Below are 19,145 nucleotides of genomic sequence, written 5' to 3'. Positions count from 1 at the left end.
CGAGGAGGGGAAGGAACTTATTTCAGTTCCAGCTCATTCATTGCCGCGATGCTAAAGCCACCATCGACATGAACGACTTCACCGGAGATACCGGCAGACAGGTCAGAGCACAGGAAGGCTGCGCTGTTGCCGACGTCTTCGGTAGTGACGGTGCGACGAATCGGGGTAACCGCTTCGCAGTGGGCCAGCATTTTACGGAAATCTTTGATCCCGGATGCTGCCAGAGTACGGATCGGACCCGCAGAGATAGCGTTGACGCGCACGCCTTCCGGACCCATCGCGTTCGCCATATAGCGTACGTTAGCTTCCAGGGATGCTTTCGCCAGACCCATGACGTTGTAGTTCGGGATTGCGCGCTCTGCGCCCAGGTAGGACAGGGTCAGCAGGGCCGAACCCGGATTCAGCATGCCGCGGCAGGCTTTCGCCATCGCCACGAAGCTGTAAGCGCTGATGTCGTGGGCAATTTTGAAGCCTTCACGGGTGACCGCGTTAACGTAATCGCCGTCCAGCTGATCCGCCGGTGCGAAACCGATGGAGTGAACGAAACCGTCAAACTTCGGCCACACGTTGCTCAGTTCAGTGAACAGAGACTCGATGCTCTCATCTTCAGCCACGTCGCACGGCAGTACGATGTTTGAACCCAGTGCCGCAGCAAATTCTTCCACACGACCTTTCAGTTTTTCGTTCTGATAGGTGAACGCCAGTTCAGCCCCTTCACGGTGCATTGCTTGCGCAATACCGTAGGCGATGGACAGTTTGCTGGCAACGCCAGTCACCAGAATGCGCTTACCGGAAAGAAAACCCATAGCTTTAATCCTTATCGTTATTGCTTATTTTTACTTTAACAATCATGGGGTTAAGGTTGTTATTTCAAAATAACTCAAATTTAGCCGAGAATTATATCCCACTGACGACCCCTTGTGTCACGCTATTTTCGTGTCTTCACACGTAATGACGACCGGACACCCTCCAGTATATCACCGGATATCAGCCCCGTTTGACGTCATTCACCCGGCCAATTTCACTCGGGTGACGGGTAATTTGGGCCAGCAATAACAGGGCATCGGCAGAGTCCGGCGTCATGATGCCAGGCGACTCCCCCTGCCAGCCGACCCCTGAGCGGGCATCATAGCTAGCGCCAGCCAGCTGCCAGCGTCCCTGCAGCACCCAGGCAATCCCTTCGCTGCCGGGCAGTTGCTGGTCGGAGACGATGCTGACGCTGGCGCTGGCCCGGCTGCGCTGGGTCATAATATTAAAATCCAGCCCCGGAGCGGTGATGCCTTCGCTCCTGAGCGCCCATTCGCCGGGAAATGCCCACGGCTGCTGATGCCTCAGCTGATGATTAATTCCGTCGCCCCGCAGCCACAGCGGTTCGCCTTCCAGCAGCATGATCACCCGATCGATGCCGGTAAACTGGGAGAACGGGCCGTCGCTTTGCAGCGTGGCGATGCTGGCGCGCCAGAGAAACGGCGCATCGGGGTCGGGTGACGGAACGCAGAGGATTTCACGTGTCGTACCGCCGCCGTTTTTCCACGGCGTCATCGGCAAAGAGGAGAAGGTAAAGGAAGTCAGCATCGCAGTTTCACCATCAGGTCAGTTTTTTGGTTGTGTAACGCTGCGTCATCATTGTGAGCGATGAGGGATTTGTCAATGCTTGTATAGACAAGTGCTGTTGGCGGAGGGGACAAAATTAAAAGCAGGTGTGGGCGATCGCGGGAAATGGAATATCCTGACGGCAGCGCCGTCAGGATAGTATACAGACGGTTATTTCCCGTCTTTACGCCAGGCATCGGCGGTGAGCGCTTCACCGAAGTGTCCGGCAATCAGGCGTCTGGTCAAATCGTGCAGCGGCGAAGCCAGCACGTCGGCGGTGCTGCCGCGCTCGACCACTTCCCCCTGGTGCATCACCAGCACCTGATCGCTGATATGTTTCATCATACCGAGATGCTGGGTGACATAGATATATGAAATTCCCTGTTTTTCCTGAAGCTCCAGCATCAGGTTAATCAGCTGCGAGCGCATCGACATATCCAGCGAGGCGAGGGCTTCATCGCAGATGATTACCTTCGGGCGCAGGATCAGCGCTCGGGCCAGACCCAGACGCTGTTTCTGTCCCGGTGCCAGCATATGGGGATAGTAGCTGACGTGATCCGGCAACAGGCCGACCATTCGCAGCGTTTCAATGATCTGCTTCTCCCGGGCCTCGGGTTCGAGGTCGGTATTCAGGCGCAGCGGAAAGTCGAGGATCTGCGAAATCCGCTGGCGCGGGTTAAGCGAAGTGGAGGGATCCTGGAAGATCATGCGAATCCGCTGGCTACGGAACGAGTAATCGCCAAACGCCAGAGGATGATCGTCGATCAGCAGGTCGCCGGAGGTCGGCTCAATCATCCCGGCCAGCATTTTCGCCAGGGTTGATTTCCCCGAGCCGTTCTCACCAATGATCGCCAGAGTTTGACGCTCGCGCAGGGTAAAACTCAGCGGTTTGACCGCTTCCACCGTCTGACGCCGAAACCAACCGGTACGGTAGCGAAAGGTCTTACTCAGATTGCGGACTTCGAGCAATGTTTCGACCATTTCACTCTTTCTCCATGTTCAACGGGAAATGACAGGCGTACAGATGCGTTCTGGCACCGACCAGACGCGGCGTCTCAATGCATTCTCGTTGCGCGTACGGGCAGCGCGGCCCCAACCGACAGCCGATCGGCAGTTGTTCAAGCAGGGGAATCGCGCCCGACAGGGTATTAAGACGGCTTTTATGCGGCAAGGCGCTACCGAAATCAGGGATCGCGCGGATCAATGCCTGGGTGTACGGATGGTGGGGCGTGTTCACCAGCTCTTCGCTGAGCGCCGTCTCCACCGTTTGCCCGCAGTACATCACATTGATTTTATCCGCCCACTTGCTGAGCATCTGCATATCGTGGCTGATCAGCAAAATCGTGGTGTTATTGTTCTGGTTCAAGCGGGTGAGCAGGCGGATGATCTGCGCCTGGGTCGTTGGCTCCATGGCGTTGGTCGGCTCATCGGCGATCAGCAGACGCGGCTGGTTGGCGAGGGCGATGGCAATCATCACCTTCTGACACTCCCCGTCGGTTAATTCATAGGGAAAACTGCGCATCGCATCTTTGTGGTCTTTGATCCCGACGCGATGGAGCAGTTCGATGGCCCGGCGTTTACGCCAGCCTATACGCTGCCACCAGTGGCCTTTAAAGGTCCAGCCGGGGATATTCTGCATCAACTGCAGACCGATGCGTTCAGACGGATCCAGACAGGATTGCGGCTCCTGGAAAATCATCGACACGTTGTGGCCGATAAGCTTGCGGCGCTCGCGGTTGGAGAGGCGCAGCAGGTCGATATCATCGAAGCGCATGCGGTCTGCGGTAACCCGCCAGTTATCTTTGGTCACCCCGCAGATCGCTTTGGCGATCAGGCTTTTACCGGAGCCGGATTCTCCCACCAGGCCACGAATTTCCCCTTCCGCGAGGGTCAGGCTGACGCGGTCGACGGCTTTGACCCAGCCTTCGTTGGTTTTGAACTCAATGGTTAAATTGCGAATATCGAGTAACGGCATTATTCCACCCCGGCGATAATGGCACGGCGGATACCGTCGCCCAGCAGATTGACCAACAGCACGCTAATCATGATTGCCGCACCGGGCAGCATGACCGTCCACGGGGCCACGTAGATAAGCTCCAGCGCGTCGCCTAGCATCGCGCCCCATTCCGGCGAAGGGAGCTGGGCACCAAGGTCGAGAAAACCGAGGGCGGCAATATCCAGAATGGCCATCGACAGGGCGCGGGTGATCTCCGTCACCAGCCCGGAAGCGATATTGGGCAGCACCGCAAACCACAAAATATTGAGGGTCGAGGCCCCGTCGAGACGGGCGGCGATGACGTACTCTTTTTCCAGTTCGTCATGCACCATGCTGTAGACCGAGCGGACGATGCGCGGCAGCAACGCCAGCCACACGGCAAACATCGCATGGCTCAGATGCGGCCCGGCAAAGGCGACGACGATAATCGCCAGCAGCAGCGACGGAATCGACAGCAGGGTATCGAGGATGTGGTTCAGCATCGCCGACAGCAGGCCGTGGGTCGAACCGGCGATAACCCCGAGCACCAGGCCGAACAGGGTGGCCGCGAAGGTCACCACAAAGGCGCCGCCCACGGTGGGAGCCGCGCCGCTTAACAGCCGACTCAGCACATCGCGACCGAGATCGTCGGTGCCGAGGAAGAACGACACTTCACCATAGCGCGACCATGATGGCGGCAGCAGCTGATAGCCGAGGAACTGCTGATCGATACCGTAGGGGGCAAACCAGCCGCCGAAAACACACAGCAGGATCAGAGCGGCACAGCCATACAGGCCGATCATAGCGGTGGTATCGCCGTAGAATTTCCGCCATACGGTACGCAGCGCGCCAGGCGGGCGCTTTTCCAGATAGACGCTATCGTAGGGCATATGAATCCGTTTTAAGTTTGTTAGTCATGCTTAATTTCTTTTCAAGAATCCCGCTATTATCAACGCCTTGTCAGTATGTAACGCTTTATTTTTGTGTGTTCTTCATAGATTTGAAGGTTATCAATTTACGCATAATGTGTACACTGATGTGTATATCTTCTTCCGGAGTGTACACATTGCTTACCGACACAAAATTAAGAAAAGCTCTTGGCAAAAAAAGAGACCAAATCGAGGTCATTTCAGACGCACATGGTCTGAATGTCAGGTTGTCTACATCCGGCAGTATAACATTCTTTTACCGCTACAGATGGAACGGGAAAGCCGCTCAACTAACGATTGGTGATTATCCAACCACCTCATTAGCTCATGCGCGAGAACGTAGGCAGCAGTTCAGGGCTTGGCTAGCGGAAGGGCTTGATCCTAGACGGCAAGTAGTACTCGAGAAACAGAAAAAAGTAGAAGCGCTTACAGTGAAAGAAGCATTCGATTACTGGGAGAAGTACTACTGCATCCCTGAAGGTCTGGTAAAAATCAAAGTTAACCGCCGCGACTTCAATAATCATATAGCCCCAGTGCTCGGAAATATGATTGTAGATCAGACAACTAAAGCTCACTGGCTAAATCTTTTTGACGGTATGGGGCGAAGAGTGGTTACAGGGCAAATGCTCGGTTTGATGCAGCGCACATTTCGTTTCTGTTCCAACCGTGGGGTAATTAACGTGAACCCTATTGAAAGCCTTAGACGATCAGATGTAGGGCTCACAGCAGCTGTAAAAGATCGCAGGTTAAGTGATGATGAAATCATTACAGTTTGGAATGCCCTGCCTGAGATGAAATATAGGCAGCAATTGATAATGAAGTTTCTCATTATGACTGGCTGTCGAAGTACAGAGATCAGAACAGCAAAATGGGAATGGTTTGATTTCAAGGAACAAACATGGACTATCCCGGCAAGTGACTATAAAACTGGGAAGTCGGTGAGAAGGGCGCTTCCTGAGGCTGTAATACAGATGATGGTAGCTGAAAAAGAAACATCAGTTTCAAAACATGTTGTGACGTTGTCACGATACAGGGGGCCAGAAGATGACAGGCCGCCACTTCAACCAAACGTGGCTCTGTTCTCTGCGCAGATAATTGCAAAAACAGGGATGAAACCTTGGTCGCTTCATGATTTGAGAAGAACAGTGGCGACGCGCCTTTCTGAATTAGGTGCGCCACCACATGTTGTGGAAATACTACTAGGGCATCATATGTCTGGAGTCATGGCGCGGTATAACCTCCACGATTATTTGGATGATCAGCGTCATTGGCTTGCTGTTTGGCAACGTCATCTTGAGAAGTTGATTGGCCAGCCTCTGGTTTGATACCCATGTTGTCTTCCCAAGCAAGAAGGTCTGACAAACGCCATCTTTTAGGACTGCCATTTATTTTTGGCTTCGGAAACGGCTGAGAAAAGTACGATGGCATCCGGGATGGTGTGCTCCAGAAATACAGTGTGCTGCGCGAAATTTTGTATCTGGACAGAATGTCACTGGTTATCAATATTTCATCTTGGAAATGAGATGCGTTATTCATAAAAGCCCCTTAGTTACATTGTCCAGGAAGATGCTGCAGCCTACGGGCGCAGCTCATGGCCGTCGCCACATAACTGCATTTTCTGTTTACAACTTCTACAGTGATCTTTGAGCCTTGAACCACCACCGTATAAGTTCTCTTCGTTTTCTGTCGCCCGTAGGCGCCATAAAGCTCAACATGTTTTGCCAGTGCGGCATCACAAGCCTGGCGGCCCAGCGGTGATTGCTTGCTTCGGTTTATCAGTCGCATATCCACCTCACACAAATATATCAACTGGATCGCCAGCTGCGCGCGCGTTGTCGTTCGCCTCCCGACGGAGGCCGAGAACATAGCCAACGGGATCCCAACTGGACAGAATTGCATTGAGCTCTTTCTGGCTGTGCCAGGTTGTCAGGCGTTTTTTAAGCTCGGTGGCGCAGGCGCGCAAGTTCTCCCGAGTAGGGCCGGCCATCTTCATGCACAAGCACAAAGTCAGAAGCAGATCCGAATATTCGTCGGCGGCCGCGCGCAATGCCGCAGGGTCGATGCTGGCTTACCGGGTTGATCCCGACTATCTTTACGGCTCTGGATACCGTATCCCGCGAACAGGTCGGTTTTATCCCGGCTGTATCGCGCAATGCGAAAGCTGATGCGGCGGCGAAGGATCAGACTGTTACTGCGCCAGTTGCTCCACCGGCAACCACAGTTGATATTACGCCGGGGGCTACTGCACCAAATGATGGCGACCAGACGATCGGTACCGTTGATGTCAAAATCACCAAATCCAAAATGGCCCCGGTCAAATGGAACGGCGAAGAGCAGTTGGCCCTTGGTCCGGCCGGTACTTACAACACCATCCTGGCGGATCAGTTCAAGCAAGCGTTCCGTGCGCTGGCAAATGAGATGGACTCGGATCTCGCGGCTTTGTATTTCGCTTCCTCCCGCGCTGTCGGTACGGCTGGTACTACTCCATTCGGGATTGCTGGCGATCTGTCGGATGCGGTAAATGCGCGCCAGGTATTGTCCGATAACGGCTCCCCGACTACCGATTTGCAGATGGTCCTTGGTTCCTCTGCGATTGCTAACCTCCGTGGTAAACAGTCAGTTCTGTTCAAGGTGAACGAGTCTGGTACCGATGCGCTGCTGCGTGAGGGTATCGTGGGGCGACTGGAAGGATTCAACATCCATGAATCCGCGCATGTTAAGAAACGCGCGGCATCGGCTGCCACTGATTATCTGGTAAATGGTGCAAAATCGGAGGGTGATATCCTGATCGCGATTGATAAAGGCCATGTTTTTTGCTCCAAAAAGAAGATTCGCCCAAACGAGGGTTTGAGCGAAAGTCAGGAGCTTTTTACAATCAGCTATTTCAAGGAGTTAGAGAGTGCTGATTGGCTATGCGAGGGTCTCAACGGTAGACCAAAACCTCGATTTACAGAAAAATGCACTAATTCGTGCAGAATGTGAGCTTGTTTTTGAAGATATGGCCAGCGGGAAAAATGCCAGGCGACCTGGTTTAAAGCGTGCGTTGCGCAGACTCAAGCCTGGTGATGTGCTGGTGGTCTGGAAGCTGGATCGGCTTGGGCGCAGCGTGCGCGACTTAATAACTATGGTATCGGAGCTACAGCAGCGCGGCGTAAACTTTCGCAGCCTGACTGACTCGATCGACACGTCGACCCCTGCAGGCCGTTTCTTCTTTCATGTCATGAGTGCGCTGGCAGAAATGGAACGAGAGTTGATCGTCGAACGTACTCGCGCTGGTTTAGCCGCAGCAAGGGAGCAGGGGAGAATTGGAGGGCGGCGTCGGGTAATGACGACTGATATCGTGGAACATTGCCGCCGGATGCTCGCAAATGGAGCTACCCGACAGCAGGCTGCAGATGTTATTGGGGTTGGGGTAAAGACGATTTACAAATATTTCCCTGTAGCTGGCGTAGGGAATTTTGAGAATCAGTAATCGTCAGGGATGTTGGAGATACCGCCCCACACGATAATCAGGCCAAGTATAGTCATGGCAAATAAGGTTACAGATACGCCTGAGATGATTAAAAATGTCATATAGTTCCTTGAGGTGTGTGTTGTCATTCATTAGACAGCAGGAACTGTAGAAGGTTGTGAGCTTTACAAATTTCTGGCAATCGTTTTTTGGTTAAGTAAACGGCCAATGGCTATATGTAAGAGTTAGTTGGGAACCACCAAGTACTTACTCGGGAACCTCTTGGTAAAGAATTGCAGGGATAATCGGAGATAGTTTGAAGACTACTAAGATATTTCCCCGGAAAACATTGCCTCATCCTTATAAACTTAAGGTTTTCAACGTGGTAAAGCCTGCTGCTATTACAAAGTAGTCAGCAAGATAGATTCATGGTACATGACAAGTAGAATGGTTCATTTATATAAAGAGGCTTCGCCTTCAGGACGCGTTTTGAATCTGCGATGCATCCACAGGTATTGCTCAGGGGCTCGGAGAATTTCATGCTCGATGATCTTATTCATATAACCCGCTGCGGCGACCTTGTCTTCCCCTGGATAGCCTGACAACGGATTGCTGATATACATGCGATAACCTTTTTTATCGCTACGTCGAATCATGCTAAGTGTGATCAGTTGTGCACCTGCGAGTTTTGACAGAGCATATGTTCCGTTCGTTGAGGCTGCTTTTTTTACCGAGAAAAAAGGTGCAAAAACGCTTCCCTTAGGCCCATAATCCTGATCTGGTGCAAACCACACGGCTTCACCAGCTTTCAATGCATGAACAAAACCAGATAAATTACGCCGATTAATCATCGCCTTATTTGAACGCATACGACCTTTTGTCTGTACCCATTCCATTAATAGATTATTGTGTGGGCGATACGTAGCCATCATAGGATGGCATAAACCCATTACTCTTCCACACAACTCAAGGGACATAAAATGAATCCCGACAACCATTACCCCTCTGGTCGCACCGGTCAGGTTTTCAAGCCCTTCGACATCAAACCATTTTTTGACTCTCGCATCACTCCAGAACCAGGCCATTCCTGTTTCCATCAGTCCCAGTCCGAGAGAAACAAAGTTTTTCTTGACCATCTGGTTTCGGGCAAACGGTGTCATTCCTGGAAAGCAGAGTTCGATATTTCTAATCGCAATTCCTTCCCGACGTTTCAGAAAGGGTCTGGATATTTTTCCAAGACCAGAGCCCAGAATATGTAAAACCGGGTAAGGAAGCTGAACGAGAAGCCACAGCAGACCCAAACCAGTCCAGGTAAGCCAGTAGCGGGGATGGAGTAAATTATAAGTAAAAGTCTGTGACATAAATTTCCTTAATGCTAATGGAGTTATAACGCAAAAGGGAAATGCTGAGAAAATTCGTCTTTAGCGATACTCATTCTTTTAGACAGTTTGAATTCGTATAAATTCAGAAGAAACAATTTCAATTACTGGCAACAGTTTTTGAATAGTCAGGGATACATTGTAAATCAGCAAAGTTATGCTGTTATAACTTCATGGGTTTTTCATTGATATTCAAGAAATTGTCTTCTGGATTCATCATCATCAAGGTACTCAAAAGAAAGAAGGCGAATTTTGGTAAGTTTATAAAACCACTCACAATCGTTTCGTTGAATAATTTCGCCTGGTATGAAACATATCCCGGATGCCACCCGGATAATGGCATATTTACCATTACTAAACCTGACCCGGTGAATACAGAAAGGTTGGCCAGCCTGCCCGTGACAGCTGTTCGACAGGATACGTCCTTCAATAAAAACAGATTTTTTAGATTTCATTATCATACCCTCGACAACTGCAGTACAGGAGGAACGTTGTCATTTTCCGACATCACTGACGTTAAGTGGCAGAAGCTAATCAGCCGCCGATACACCAGCATTCTGAAGGTCTGAACAACAGTCCGCAGGCAGGGCACTCAAGAACCGCATCTTTTCTTAGCTTACCTGCTTTCTGATCAGCTCTGTGTGCGCATACCGGGCAGGCAACATGAACCGGTCTTTCTTTAAAATATCTGAGCCCTTTTGTATAAGACATAAATGATTCTCTGAGGAATACAGTAATTATTATACGCTTTGATATAAAAATAACTGGCATAAGTTATGTTAAGTTGTGTCTGAATCAGGATGTAAGATATTGAAAATTGAACGTCTGATTTATGATACACTATCCTTCCGTGAGAAATTTATGATGAAATCAGAAGACACCCTTGACTGGTATCCGGCACAACTACCGCCAGTGAAAATTATTCTTGGTGAAGCCGTGCTGGCTGTGGGTAAACAGGGCAGACCGATTAATACCCGCACCTTGCTGGAATACCTTCAGGTCATGCAGGACAAACAAAAAAGGCGGGATGACAAAATCGCCATGCAGACTGCGATTGATGTTCTCAGGGATAATCAGCGCATTAACGGCAGACGTTAATGCACCTCCGGGATCAGTGTCAGTTCTGAATGATCTCAACCGTATGGTTTTGTCCATCATCCTTCAGCGGTATTCTGTCATCAGGGAGGAGAACACCATCCAGCGTCACGGAATATTCTGCATCGCCGCGTGAGACACTAATCTGATAGTGGCTTTCACCATACTGATAAGCAATAGAAAAAGACGGCCACGCATCCGGTAATAGGGCATGAACACTAAAGTCAGTGCCGGTGCGTTTTATCCCCAGTAATTCCTCGGTAAGTAAACGCCAGGCCCAGCCTGCAGAACCGGTGTACCAGCTCCAGCCTGCACGACCAGTATGGGGAGCTACGCTGTAGACATCAGCACTCATGACATAAGGTTCAGCTTTATAAATCCCGACAGAGCCCGCATTGAGAGTATGATTTACAGGGTTGAGCATTGACCAGAGTTGCCAGGCACGTTTGGCATTCCCCATCCGGGCAAATGCCATCACGGCCCAGATGGCGCCATGAGTATACTGCCCTCCGTTTTCCCGCACACCGGGCAGGTACCCCTGTATGTAGCCCGGATTTGGACCGTGTCCGTCGAAAGGAGGCGTTAACAGTTTGATCAGCCCGCCTTTGTTATCCACAAGGTGCTTATCCAGCGCCTGCAGGGCCTTTACGCACCGTCCCGGGCTCGCGGCACCGGACAATACAGACCAGCTCTGCGCAATCGCATCAATCCGGCAGTCCTGTGAGGTTTTCGATCCCAGGGGAGTACCATCGTCAAAATACCCGCGCCGGTACCATTCCCCATCCCAGGCGTGGGCTTCGAGATTGCTTTGCAGGCGCAGAGCCTGTGAATGGCACATCGCGGCGACGCTTTCATCCAGCCTGCGCTCCGCCAGCGCTGCAAACCGCTGCAAAATGTCGTACAGGAAGAAGCCCAGCCAGACGCTTTCACCTTTGCCTTCGATACCCACCCGGTTCATCCCGTCATTCCAGTCACCAGCCCCCATCAGCGGCAGGCCATGCCCCCCGAACCGAAGTCCATGGCGAATAGCTTTGACACAGTGTAACCAGAGAGTCTCTCCGATGCCGCTGATGACCGGCGTGTCATAGACAGACTCTTCACCAGGCGGAAGCGGGCGCCCCTCCAGATAAGGAATATGTATTCCCAGAGCCTCCATATCCCCCGTCGTTTCAACATAGTGGCAAACGGCAAGCGGCAGCCACAGGTAGTCATCTGAACAACGGGTACGGACACCGTTACCGTGTGGTGGGTGCCACCAGTGCTGCACATCCCCCTCGATAAACTGCCGGGAGGCACAGAGTATTATCTGTTCACGCAACCGGTTCGGATCAGCATGGCTCAGTGCCAGTGAATCCTGCAACTGATCGCGAAAACCATATGCACCGCCAGACTGATAGTAACCACTGCGGGCCATAAGGCGACAGGCGACTGTCTGATATAACAGCCAGCCATTGACCAGTAAATTTACTGACGTGTCGGGGGTGTTAACCACGATTTTATCGAGCACATTGTGCCAGTGGTTATGAATCCGGTTCAGCTCCTGGCGGACTGTATCCTCGTTCATGTAATGGGCCAGCGTCTCATTAGCACAAACATCATTCTCTTCTGCGCCGAGGATAAAAATAAACGTCCTCTGATCCCCATCAATTAATGTTACCGTCGATTGTACCGCCCCGCAGGGATCCAGACCGGCGCCCGTGTTACCTGAAAGCCTGCGCAGTTTCATGGCTGACGGCGCGTGAAGGGAACCATTACGGCCAATAAACTCCCGACGGTCCCCGGTCAGCGAACAGTCATTACCGCTGACGGCAAAAAATGCAGTTCGGCCTCCACCATTATCACCATAAAAGTTGTTCGCCAGCACCCCGCAACCGCCAGACGTTCTGGCCGCATGTGTCACAATGTGAGGAGCTGAGCGAGTTCGTGATCCTCCGAGCGTCCACTCTACATAACCTGTGACGGAGAGTTGACGTGTCCGTCCCGAAGAGTTACTGAGTGTCAGGAGCACCAGTTTAACTGGCGCCTCTTCGGCAACCAGGACCGTCAGCTCGCTGTCTATTCCACTCTCTCGATGGGTAAAAACGCTGTAGCCAAAACCATGCCGGGTCAGGTAATCACCGTGTCCGCGAACAGGCAACGCTGTCGGTGACCAGTTTTCCCCGGTCTCTTCATCACGCAGATAAAACGCCTCGCCAGAGCGATCGCTCACAGGATCGTTTTCCCAGGGTGTTAACCGGTATTCATGGGCATTCTCATACCAGGTATAGGCCTGTCCTGCCTCTGAGATCACGCTGCCAAAACGGGGATTTGCCAGTACGTTTGACCAGGGAGCCGGTGTCTGCGCATTTTCCCGCATAACAATTTGATATTCCCGTCCATCCTGAGAAAATCCACCGAACCCATTGAAATAGCATAACTGACTGATATCGGGGGGCCAGTCCGTATGTTGATTACGCTCGCGCACTGCACGCGGCATGAATGCTATGACCGGCGATTTCAGGGTATGGATACGCTGGTTAAGCTGCTCATTAATACTCCCTGCGCGGTCATCAAGATAAAGACAGGCCACGCTCATCAGAAGCAACTTATCTTCTGCGGAGAGATGCTCGCCATTACGGACAAAAAGACCGCCCGTTTTGTCCAGCAGACTGGCTTCAGACCCCGCATAAATTAATTCCATAATTTGATTTTGTAATCCCTGCTGGTAGCCACCGGGGCTGTTATTCAGGATAACCAAATCAACATCCAGTCCTTTCTGTCGCCAGTAACGGTGTGCCTGAATCAGTGTGGTCACTGAGGCGATACTTTCTTCGCCGGTTATACTGAGCAGTACTATCGGCAGATCGCCTGAAATTGCCCAGCCCCACAGACCGGACTGACCACGCCGGTTGCGGCTGATCACCTGGCCTTCAGCGCGTAGCTCCTGGACAGGGTAAAGCACAGCACTGGCGAGACGATTAAACAAAGTTGCATCATCTTCACTGGCATTCATCTGGCGTAATACCACCAGACTGTGAGACCAGGCCAGTTCAAAGACGCGATCGGCAATAGGGTAATCGCGATATTTTTCCAGCAGGGCCAGGCTCTGCTGGCGGTTCTCGCTGATACCATAAACGATATCAATCGTAACCGGATGCCCCGGCTGTAGAGTGATGGAGTGACGTATAGCCAGTATCGGATCCAGCACTGACCCCGACGTGTTGCTGAGCGTCCCTCCCGCCTCTATTGCCTGGGCATTCGCAGGATTTCTGCCACGTCCAATAAACCTTGCCCTGTCCGTTTCAAACGACACGTTATTTCGGTTATCGCCGTGCACCACCATCATGTGAAACAGGCAAGGATCCGGTTCATCCGGTGAGCGCGGGCGCCGGTGGCAAAGAATAGCGTCACGCTCAGGAGCCAGCTCAGTCTGAATAAACAGATTGCTGAATGCCGGGTGTGCCAGATCGCTGGCAGCCGCTGCCAGGACCACTTCAACATAGGTTGTCAGCTCCAGAGAGCGAGGCTTGCGACCACGATGAATCAGTGTGAGCCGTCGCAATTCAACATCATCCTCCGGAGAGATCACCACCTGAGTTTTGACGCTGAGTCCCCCGAAGCTGCGTCTGAATTCTGCCCCCGCATCGGTGAATAACACTTCCTCGTCTTGTCCGCTGATGTAGCCTGTCGGTTGCCAGGTATTGCTCCACACATCTCCCGTCTGGGTATCGCGGATATAGCAGAATGCTCCCCAGTTATCACGGGTGGTATCACTGCGCCAGCGTGTTATTGCAATATCGTTCCAGCGACTGTAACCGCCGCCGGCTGCGGTCAGCATCAGATGATAATGGCCGTTGGACAGAAGTTGAATATCCGGGGCAGGGGTATCCACGCTATAGAAAATACGGGGTTCATAGCGGATGGGTTTGACCCTGCCCTCATGAGATTCAAAATGACGGCGCGGACTGTACAGATCGACCGCATCCGGCACGCGCTCCTGTAACAGCAGACTCGCTGACCGGAATACCGTACTGGACATAAAGCGTTCAGTCATGGGGGCGTCAAGCAGCACATGAGCCAGCGCCTGAAATGCCATACCCTGGTGATGCGCCATCCAGGACTGTACCACCGCATAGAGCTGACCGGTTGCAAGACGTGAGGGGGTATAGTCCAGCGCTTCATAAAAACCGTATTCTCCGCGTGCACCATTTTTTTGCAGCCTGAACAGGTTCTCACAGGCTTTCTGCGGGGAAACCATCAGCGCCAGCAGCGTGGCGTAAGGAGCAACAACCATGTCATCGGCAAGCCCCCTGCGCAGACCGAGCCCCGGTACGCCAAATGCCTGATACTGATAATTATGCTGAACATCAAAAGCATGATAGCCAGACTCTGAAACACCCCATGGTACCCCGCGTTCTTTCCCCCAGTGAATCTGGCGCATAACCGCCGACTGACTCATTTCATCGAGCAGGCTGCCGGGCCAGGTGGGCATCACCAGATTCGGCATCAGATATTCAAACATGGATCCGCTCCATGACATCAGGGCCGTTTCATTATCAATCGTGGTAAACAATCGACCCAGCGCGTACCAGCTTTTAAGAGGCAGCTGATTAGTCGCAATGGCAAGAAAACTGGTCAGGCGGATTTCAGACGGCAGGAGATCGTAGTGGCTCTTGTCAGGTGTATTCGTGTCACAGTTATAACCGACGCTGAGCAGACTGGTTGCTTCACTGTACAGAAAGGCGAAATCCATCCGGGCATGCTCATCCAGCCGCTGTTCCAGCTCGGTGATAATATTGAGTCGCATTCGGGCCTGCTCCGCCACTGACGCCGGAGGCGTTTCTGTACCGGTTAATGTCGGACGGGCAAGCTCGCTCAGCGTCGGCAGCGTCTGCTCATTCCAGGATACAGGTAACCAGCCAAGCAACAGAGACCACTCATGGCAAAGCTGAACCAGTTGATGCTCCAGATGTCCTGCCCAGCGCATCTGAAGAGGTGACCCCTGATGGCATAACATGGTCAGATGGTTGCACTGGGTGCGCATGTTTTTCAGTTCGCTGATAAACGCCTGCGGAGAGAGCGACACCGCATTCAGGCAATGCTTGCGCAGCAGTCTCAGGCTGTCAGGTGGGTTCTTACCCCACTGTTTTTCCAGAATATCCAGCGTATCGTTCAGTCCTGCCAGTATCTGTTGGCTGCTTAAAACAGGCTGATGACGCATGGCGGACAGCCCTGCACGCAGCGTCAACAAATGCCCGGCCATGTTGCCGCTGTCGACGCTGGAGATATAGCGTGGACTGAGGGGGACCAGCGTACGGGTGTCATACCAGTTGTACAGATGGCCCCGGTAGTGCTCCATTTTATCCAGCGTGTCGAGTGTGAGCGACACGCGCCGGAGCACCTCTCCGCCGGGCAGGTAGCCAAAGTCCCATGCCGTCAGGTTAGCCATTAGTGAAAGACCAATATTGGTAGGAGAAGTTCGGTGTGCCACCGTCGGTTGTGGTATTTCCTGATAATTATCAGGCGGAAGCCAGTTCTCTTTTTCTGTGGCAAAGGTTTCAAAAAATGCCCAGATTTCACGGCTTGTCTGGCGTAACTGCTGTTTTTGTTCCTGACCTGGCGAAAAAACCTTACGCACGGGCTGACGACTCAGCCAGCTCATCAGCAACGGCGCCACACACCATACCAAACCGATCGGTAACACAATCCCCAGCAGCTGGGGGGCCAATTTTCCGGTCAGAATTATCAGCGTCACGCCACCGGCAACATTCAGCCACATCGCCTGATAAAAACGTGCAACAGTGGATCTGGCCTGATTGCTGTCCTGGCTGTGGCTGACCCACTGGCTGAGGTGACGCCTGCTTATCCCCAGTCGCCATAGCGTCACGGCGATCGCTTTCAGCGAATATCCGGCTTCGTGTGGCAGTATCGCAAAATTAAGGCTGATACCTGACAGACGCTTTAGCGCGCCCGCCCCCACCAGTAACAGATGCGGCTTCACGCGGCGACGCAGAGGTTTATGCAGAAGGTCATGGGTGATGCAGAGGAGGGCTGGCAACAGCCATATCAGCAACAGTATGCCCAGCCAGTAAACCGGATTGGGTACCCAAAGCAGAGCGAAGAACAGCAATATCAGTAAGGAGGGGGCGACCAGACTGCGACGTAGATTATCGAGTAATTTCCAGTAAGAAAGCGCGGTCAGCGGATTCCTGACCCGGGTTCCATCGGCTTTTCTGACGCGTGGTTTTAGCCAGTTAAGCAGTTGCCAGTCACCCCGGATCCAGCGTGAACGGCGTGCAACGTCCGACAGATAATTATTAGGGTACTGTTCGTAGAGTAACACCTCACTCAGCAGACCCGAGCGCGCATAGCATCCTTCAAGCAGATCGTGGCTGAGTACCAGATTTTCCGGGCAGATGTTCGTAGTGGCCTGCATAAAAATATCAACATCGTAAATCCCTTTGCCCACAAACGAGCCTTCCCCAAAGAGATCCTGATAAATATCCGAAGACATCATAGAATAGGGGTTATTACCCGGTATGCTGCTGCGCAGGGCGGCGTAACGCCCCTGACCGTTACGTGGTATCTCCTCAGCAAGACCGGGTTGTAAAATACCAAATCCTTTGACCACCCTCTGGCGTACCGGATCATACTCTGGCGTATTCAACGGATGGGCCATCGCCGCGACCAGTTTGTGAGCCGTATCGCGCGGCAACACCGTATCACTGTCCAGGGTAATGACGTATTTTATGTGACCCGGTAAAAGGTGGGCAGGCATGTCTGCAACGCTGACGAATTGCGTTCCGGGATGGCGCAACCAGCTGTTCAGTAACGCCAGTTTTCCCCGCTTGCGTTCATAGCCCATCCACGCTCCTTCCGAGGGGTTCCATTCAGGCTGGCGATGTAACAGATAAAAACGTGGTCGGCCGGAGGGGTAGCGGCGATTAAGCGCCTGCGTATCGGCGATAGCCTGTCTGAGCAGCGCGTGACTTTCCGGCGAGGGTTCATTTTCAGAATCAGCAAAATCAGTGAGCAGCGCGAACCTGAGATTTTCGTTTTCATTCCCCAACCAGCAGACTTCAAGACTGGTGAGGAGCTGGCTGAAACTTTCGTGGCTGGTCAACATGCAGGGAATGACTAACATGGTGGCACTGTCAGCGGGAATACCGGCTGAAAAATCCATCCCCGGCAAGGGTCGAGGAACGCGAAAACGGGTGGTTGCATCACTGAGCAAATCGCTCATTAACTGAGTTAAAGCGATAACCAGAGGTAATATCACCGCGATTAACAACCAACCTGCGCCCTGCATGGCAGTTTCGTGCAATATTGCCGCGGTCGCTGCGGTTGTCAACAACGCCAGGCTACCAAGCCATGACAGCAGGGTTATTCTGTTGAAACTGTGCCGCAAGCGTATGAGTCTTGAGGTGTCTGCCAGGAGATGTATATCCAGTGCCTGTCGACCTTCGCCGGCGAGATAATAACCAACATGATGTTCCGGTGTATTGGGGGCTTTTTCCTCTGAAAGCGCCAGCACCCTGTCAGCAACCTCAGGCTCGCTGAGCCCACTGTCTCTGGCCAGGACCTCAACTACGTGCCGGTAATGATCCCGGGTATTGAAGTGCATCCGGGGATAGATACCGGCAGGATCATTGCTTAATACCTGTTCGACGACGCTTATCGTTTCGGCGAAATCAGCCCAGTCCGTTTCACCCAGTAATCGCAGACCTGCGATGCTGTTACTGACAGACAGCTGGCTGGCGGCAAGCTGTTGATTGAAGTTATTTATGAGAATGTCAGTGGTGACTCCCTGTTCCCGAAGGCACTGATCAACCCAGGTAAGAGGTAACGACAGCGCGTTGCCGTGCCCCTGCAGACGCCGCACCAGTTCTGCGACAAACGCGCTGGATAACGGAGGACGGGAGCGCGCCAAATCGGCAACCACCATAATTAAATCACCAGGCGCACTCTCTGCACATTCGAAAATCCTGGTTATCCACGTATCTGCCAGGTTTCTGTCCTGTTGCGCTTTTATCACTTCCATACTGATACGACGAAGATTTTCAATCAGCGCCAGTCGAAGCATTCCCGGTAATGCCCAGACTTCACCCAGCGTCAGCGGCGTCACCTGTTGATAGGCAGCGAGATAGCTGGTCAGACTGGTGGCATCCCAGCGGCCATCACCGTGAGCAATGGCCTCTGATGCGATATGATAAATTCTTGGGCAATTCAGCGGCGACATCAGCGACGGGAGACCTTTACCAAAACTTTTCGGCAAGTGCTGGCGGACGGTACGGATTTGTTCCTCAATCAGATAATAATTGTCCAGCAACCACTCCCCGGCGGGCATGATACTGGTCTTTTTACCTGCATTAAGCTCATAGCAGTTTTGGGTGATAACGGCCTCATTGTCGCCAAGCCGTTTCAGAAGATAATAGGGATGTTTATCCGGTGATACTTTATGGGTCCGCGCCAGCTTCTGACCATAGCGTTCCATCTGGGCAGTCGAAAAGAGTTCTGACCGCGGAGTGCTTTCGCTTGCAGGATCGTTCGCCGAAAACGTTACGTTTTCGGCAGCATTCACCGGAATACGGGGGCGGTTAAACCACGCTCTGGGGTTCATTTTCATAGCATTGCTCTGATGCGACATTAGCGCGCAGGAGCAGTTGCGAAATCAGTTCAGAAACGTTCTCTCAGGATGGGCGTAAGGCATCAGGGATTTAACAGCTGCTGGGATTTAACTTAAG

Annotated in this window: 14 protein-coding genes and 1 pseudogene; 4 read left to right on the top strand and 11 right to left on the bottom strand. The window is 52.4% G+C overall.

Annotation, left to right across the window (positions count from 1 at the left end; all coding sequences use genetic code 11):
- Positions 1-17: 17 nt before the first annotated feature.
- From fabI to sapC, 5 genes are all read right to left on the bottom strand, one after another.
- Positions 18-806 carry an enoyl-ACP reductase FabI gene (fabI, locus tag HF679_RS07745; protein WP_123754053.1) on the bottom strand — a complete coding sequence of 263 codons (789 nt, stop codon included), beginning with the start codon at positions 804-806 and terminating at the stop codon, positions 18-20.
- A 181-nt stretch (positions 807-987) separates the two neighbouring features.
- Positions 988-1,575, bottom strand: a complete 588-nt coding sequence (locus tag HF679_RS07740) for a HutD family protein (RefSeq protein ID WP_187042811.1) — start codon at positions 1,573-1,575, stop codon at positions 988-990.
- Between the two features lie 189 nt (positions 1,576-1,764).
- Positions 1,765-2,574 carry a peptide ABC transporter ATP-binding protein SapF gene (gene sapF / locus HF679_RS07735; protein WP_154143701.1) on the bottom strand — a complete coding sequence of 270 codons (810 nt, stop codon included), beginning with the start codon at positions 2,572-2,574 and terminating at the stop codon, positions 1,765-1,767.
- 1 nt (position 2,575) lies between these two features.
- Positions 2,576-3,568: a putrescine export ABC transporter ATP-binding protein SapD gene (sapD, locus tag HF679_RS07730; protein ID WP_123754056.1), complete on the bottom strand. Its 993-nt coding sequence runs from the start codon at positions 3,566-3,568 to the stop codon at positions 2,576-2,578.
- The gene (sapC, locus tag HF679_RS07725; protein ID WP_123754057.1) at positions 3,568-4,458 is read right to left on the bottom strand and encodes a putrescine export ABC transporter permease SapC; all 891 of its coding nucleotides are present in this window, start codon (positions 4,456-4,458) and stop codon (positions 3,568-3,570) included. The genes sapD and sapC overlap by 1 nt, the downstream gene beginning before the upstream one ends.
- 146 nt (positions 4,459-4,604) lie before the next feature.
- On the opposite strand from sapC, the gene HF679_RS07720 reads away from it, so the two are divergent.
- Positions 4,605-5,822, top strand: coding sequence for a tyrosine-type recombinase/integrase (locus HF679_RS07720; protein ID WP_187043041.1), 1,218 nt, complete (start codon positions 4,605-4,607; stop codon positions 5,820-5,822).
- Positions 5,823-6,042: 220 nt separating this feature from the next.
- Here the strand turns inward: HF679_RS07720 and HF679_RS07715 are convergent, their stop codons facing one another.
- Complete coding sequence (locus HF679_RS07715) at positions 6,043-6,282, bottom strand: DUF4060 family protein (protein WP_072056188.1); 240 nt, start codon at positions 6,280-6,282, stop codon at positions 6,043-6,045.
- 7 nt (positions 6,283-6,289) lie between these two features.
- Positions 6,290-6,559 carry a hypothetical protein gene (locus HF679_RS24975; protein WP_315970247.1) on the bottom strand — a complete coding sequence of 90 codons (270 nt, stop codon included), beginning with the start codon at positions 6,557-6,559 and terminating at the stop codon, positions 6,290-6,292.
- Between HF679_RS24975 and HF679_RS07710 the strand changes: the two are divergent.
- A pseudogene (locus HF679_RS07710) lies at positions 6,544-7,302 on the top strand (P22 phage major capsid protein family protein); the annotation flags it as partial. The gene HF679_RS24975 and the pseudogene HF679_RS07710 overlap by 16 nt on opposite strands.
- A 94-nt stretch (positions 7,303-7,396) precedes the next feature.
- On the top strand, positions 7,397-7,969 hold the full coding sequence (locus HF679_RS07705) for a recombinase family protein (RefSeq protein WP_123755457.1): 573 nt from the start codon (positions 7,397-7,399) through the stop codon (positions 7,967-7,969).
- A gap of 431 nt (positions 7,970-8,400) precedes the next feature.
- On the opposite strand, the gene lpxP is transcribed toward HF679_RS07705, so the two are convergent.
- The 3 genes from lpxP to HF679_RS25015 form a co-directional block, all read right to left on the bottom strand.
- Positions 8,401-9,309 (bottom strand): kdo(2)-lipid IV(A) palmitoleoyltransferase, encoded by a 909-nt coding sequence (gene lpxP / locus HF679_RS07700; protein WP_047053427.1) that lies wholly within the window; start codon positions 9,307-9,309, stop codon positions 8,401-8,403.
- A 200-nt stretch (positions 9,310-9,509) separates the two neighbouring features.
- Positions 9,510-9,782, bottom strand: a complete 273-nt coding sequence (locus HF679_RS07695; protein WP_187042810.1) for a hypothetical protein — start codon at positions 9,780-9,782, stop codon at positions 9,510-9,512.
- A gap of 79 nt (positions 9,783-9,861) precedes the next feature.
- A complete protein-coding gene (locus HF679_RS25015; RefSeq protein ID WP_213193702.1) occupies positions 9,862-10,038 on the bottom strand; it encodes a YnfU family zinc-binding protein in 177 nt (58 codons plus the stop codon).
- Between the two features lie 153 nt (positions 10,039-10,191).
- Here HF679_RS25015 and HF679_RS07690 point away from each other — a divergent pair, with 153 nt between their 5' ends.
- Complete coding sequence (locus HF679_RS07690; RefSeq protein WP_004132711.1) at positions 10,192-10,425, top strand: hypothetical protein; 234 nt, start codon at positions 10,192-10,194, stop codon at positions 10,423-10,425.
- A 19-nt stretch (positions 10,426-10,444) separates the two neighbouring features.
- Here the strand turns inward: HF679_RS07690 and HF679_RS07685 are convergent, their stop codons facing one another.
- Positions 10,445-19,027: a GH36-type glycosyl hydrolase domain-containing protein gene (locus tag HF679_RS07685; RefSeq protein WP_187042809.1), complete on the bottom strand. Its 8,583-nt coding sequence runs from the start codon at positions 19,025-19,027 to the stop codon at positions 10,445-10,447.
- Positions 19,028-19,145 lie beyond the last annotated feature (118 nt).

The organism is Enterobacter sp. JUb54, assembly GCF_014298075.1.
Lineage (GTDB): Bacteria > Pseudomonadota > Gammaproteobacteria > Enterobacterales > Enterobacteriaceae > Klebsiella > Klebsiella lignicola.
This window is presented reverse-complemented; position numbering and strand designations above follow the sequence as displayed.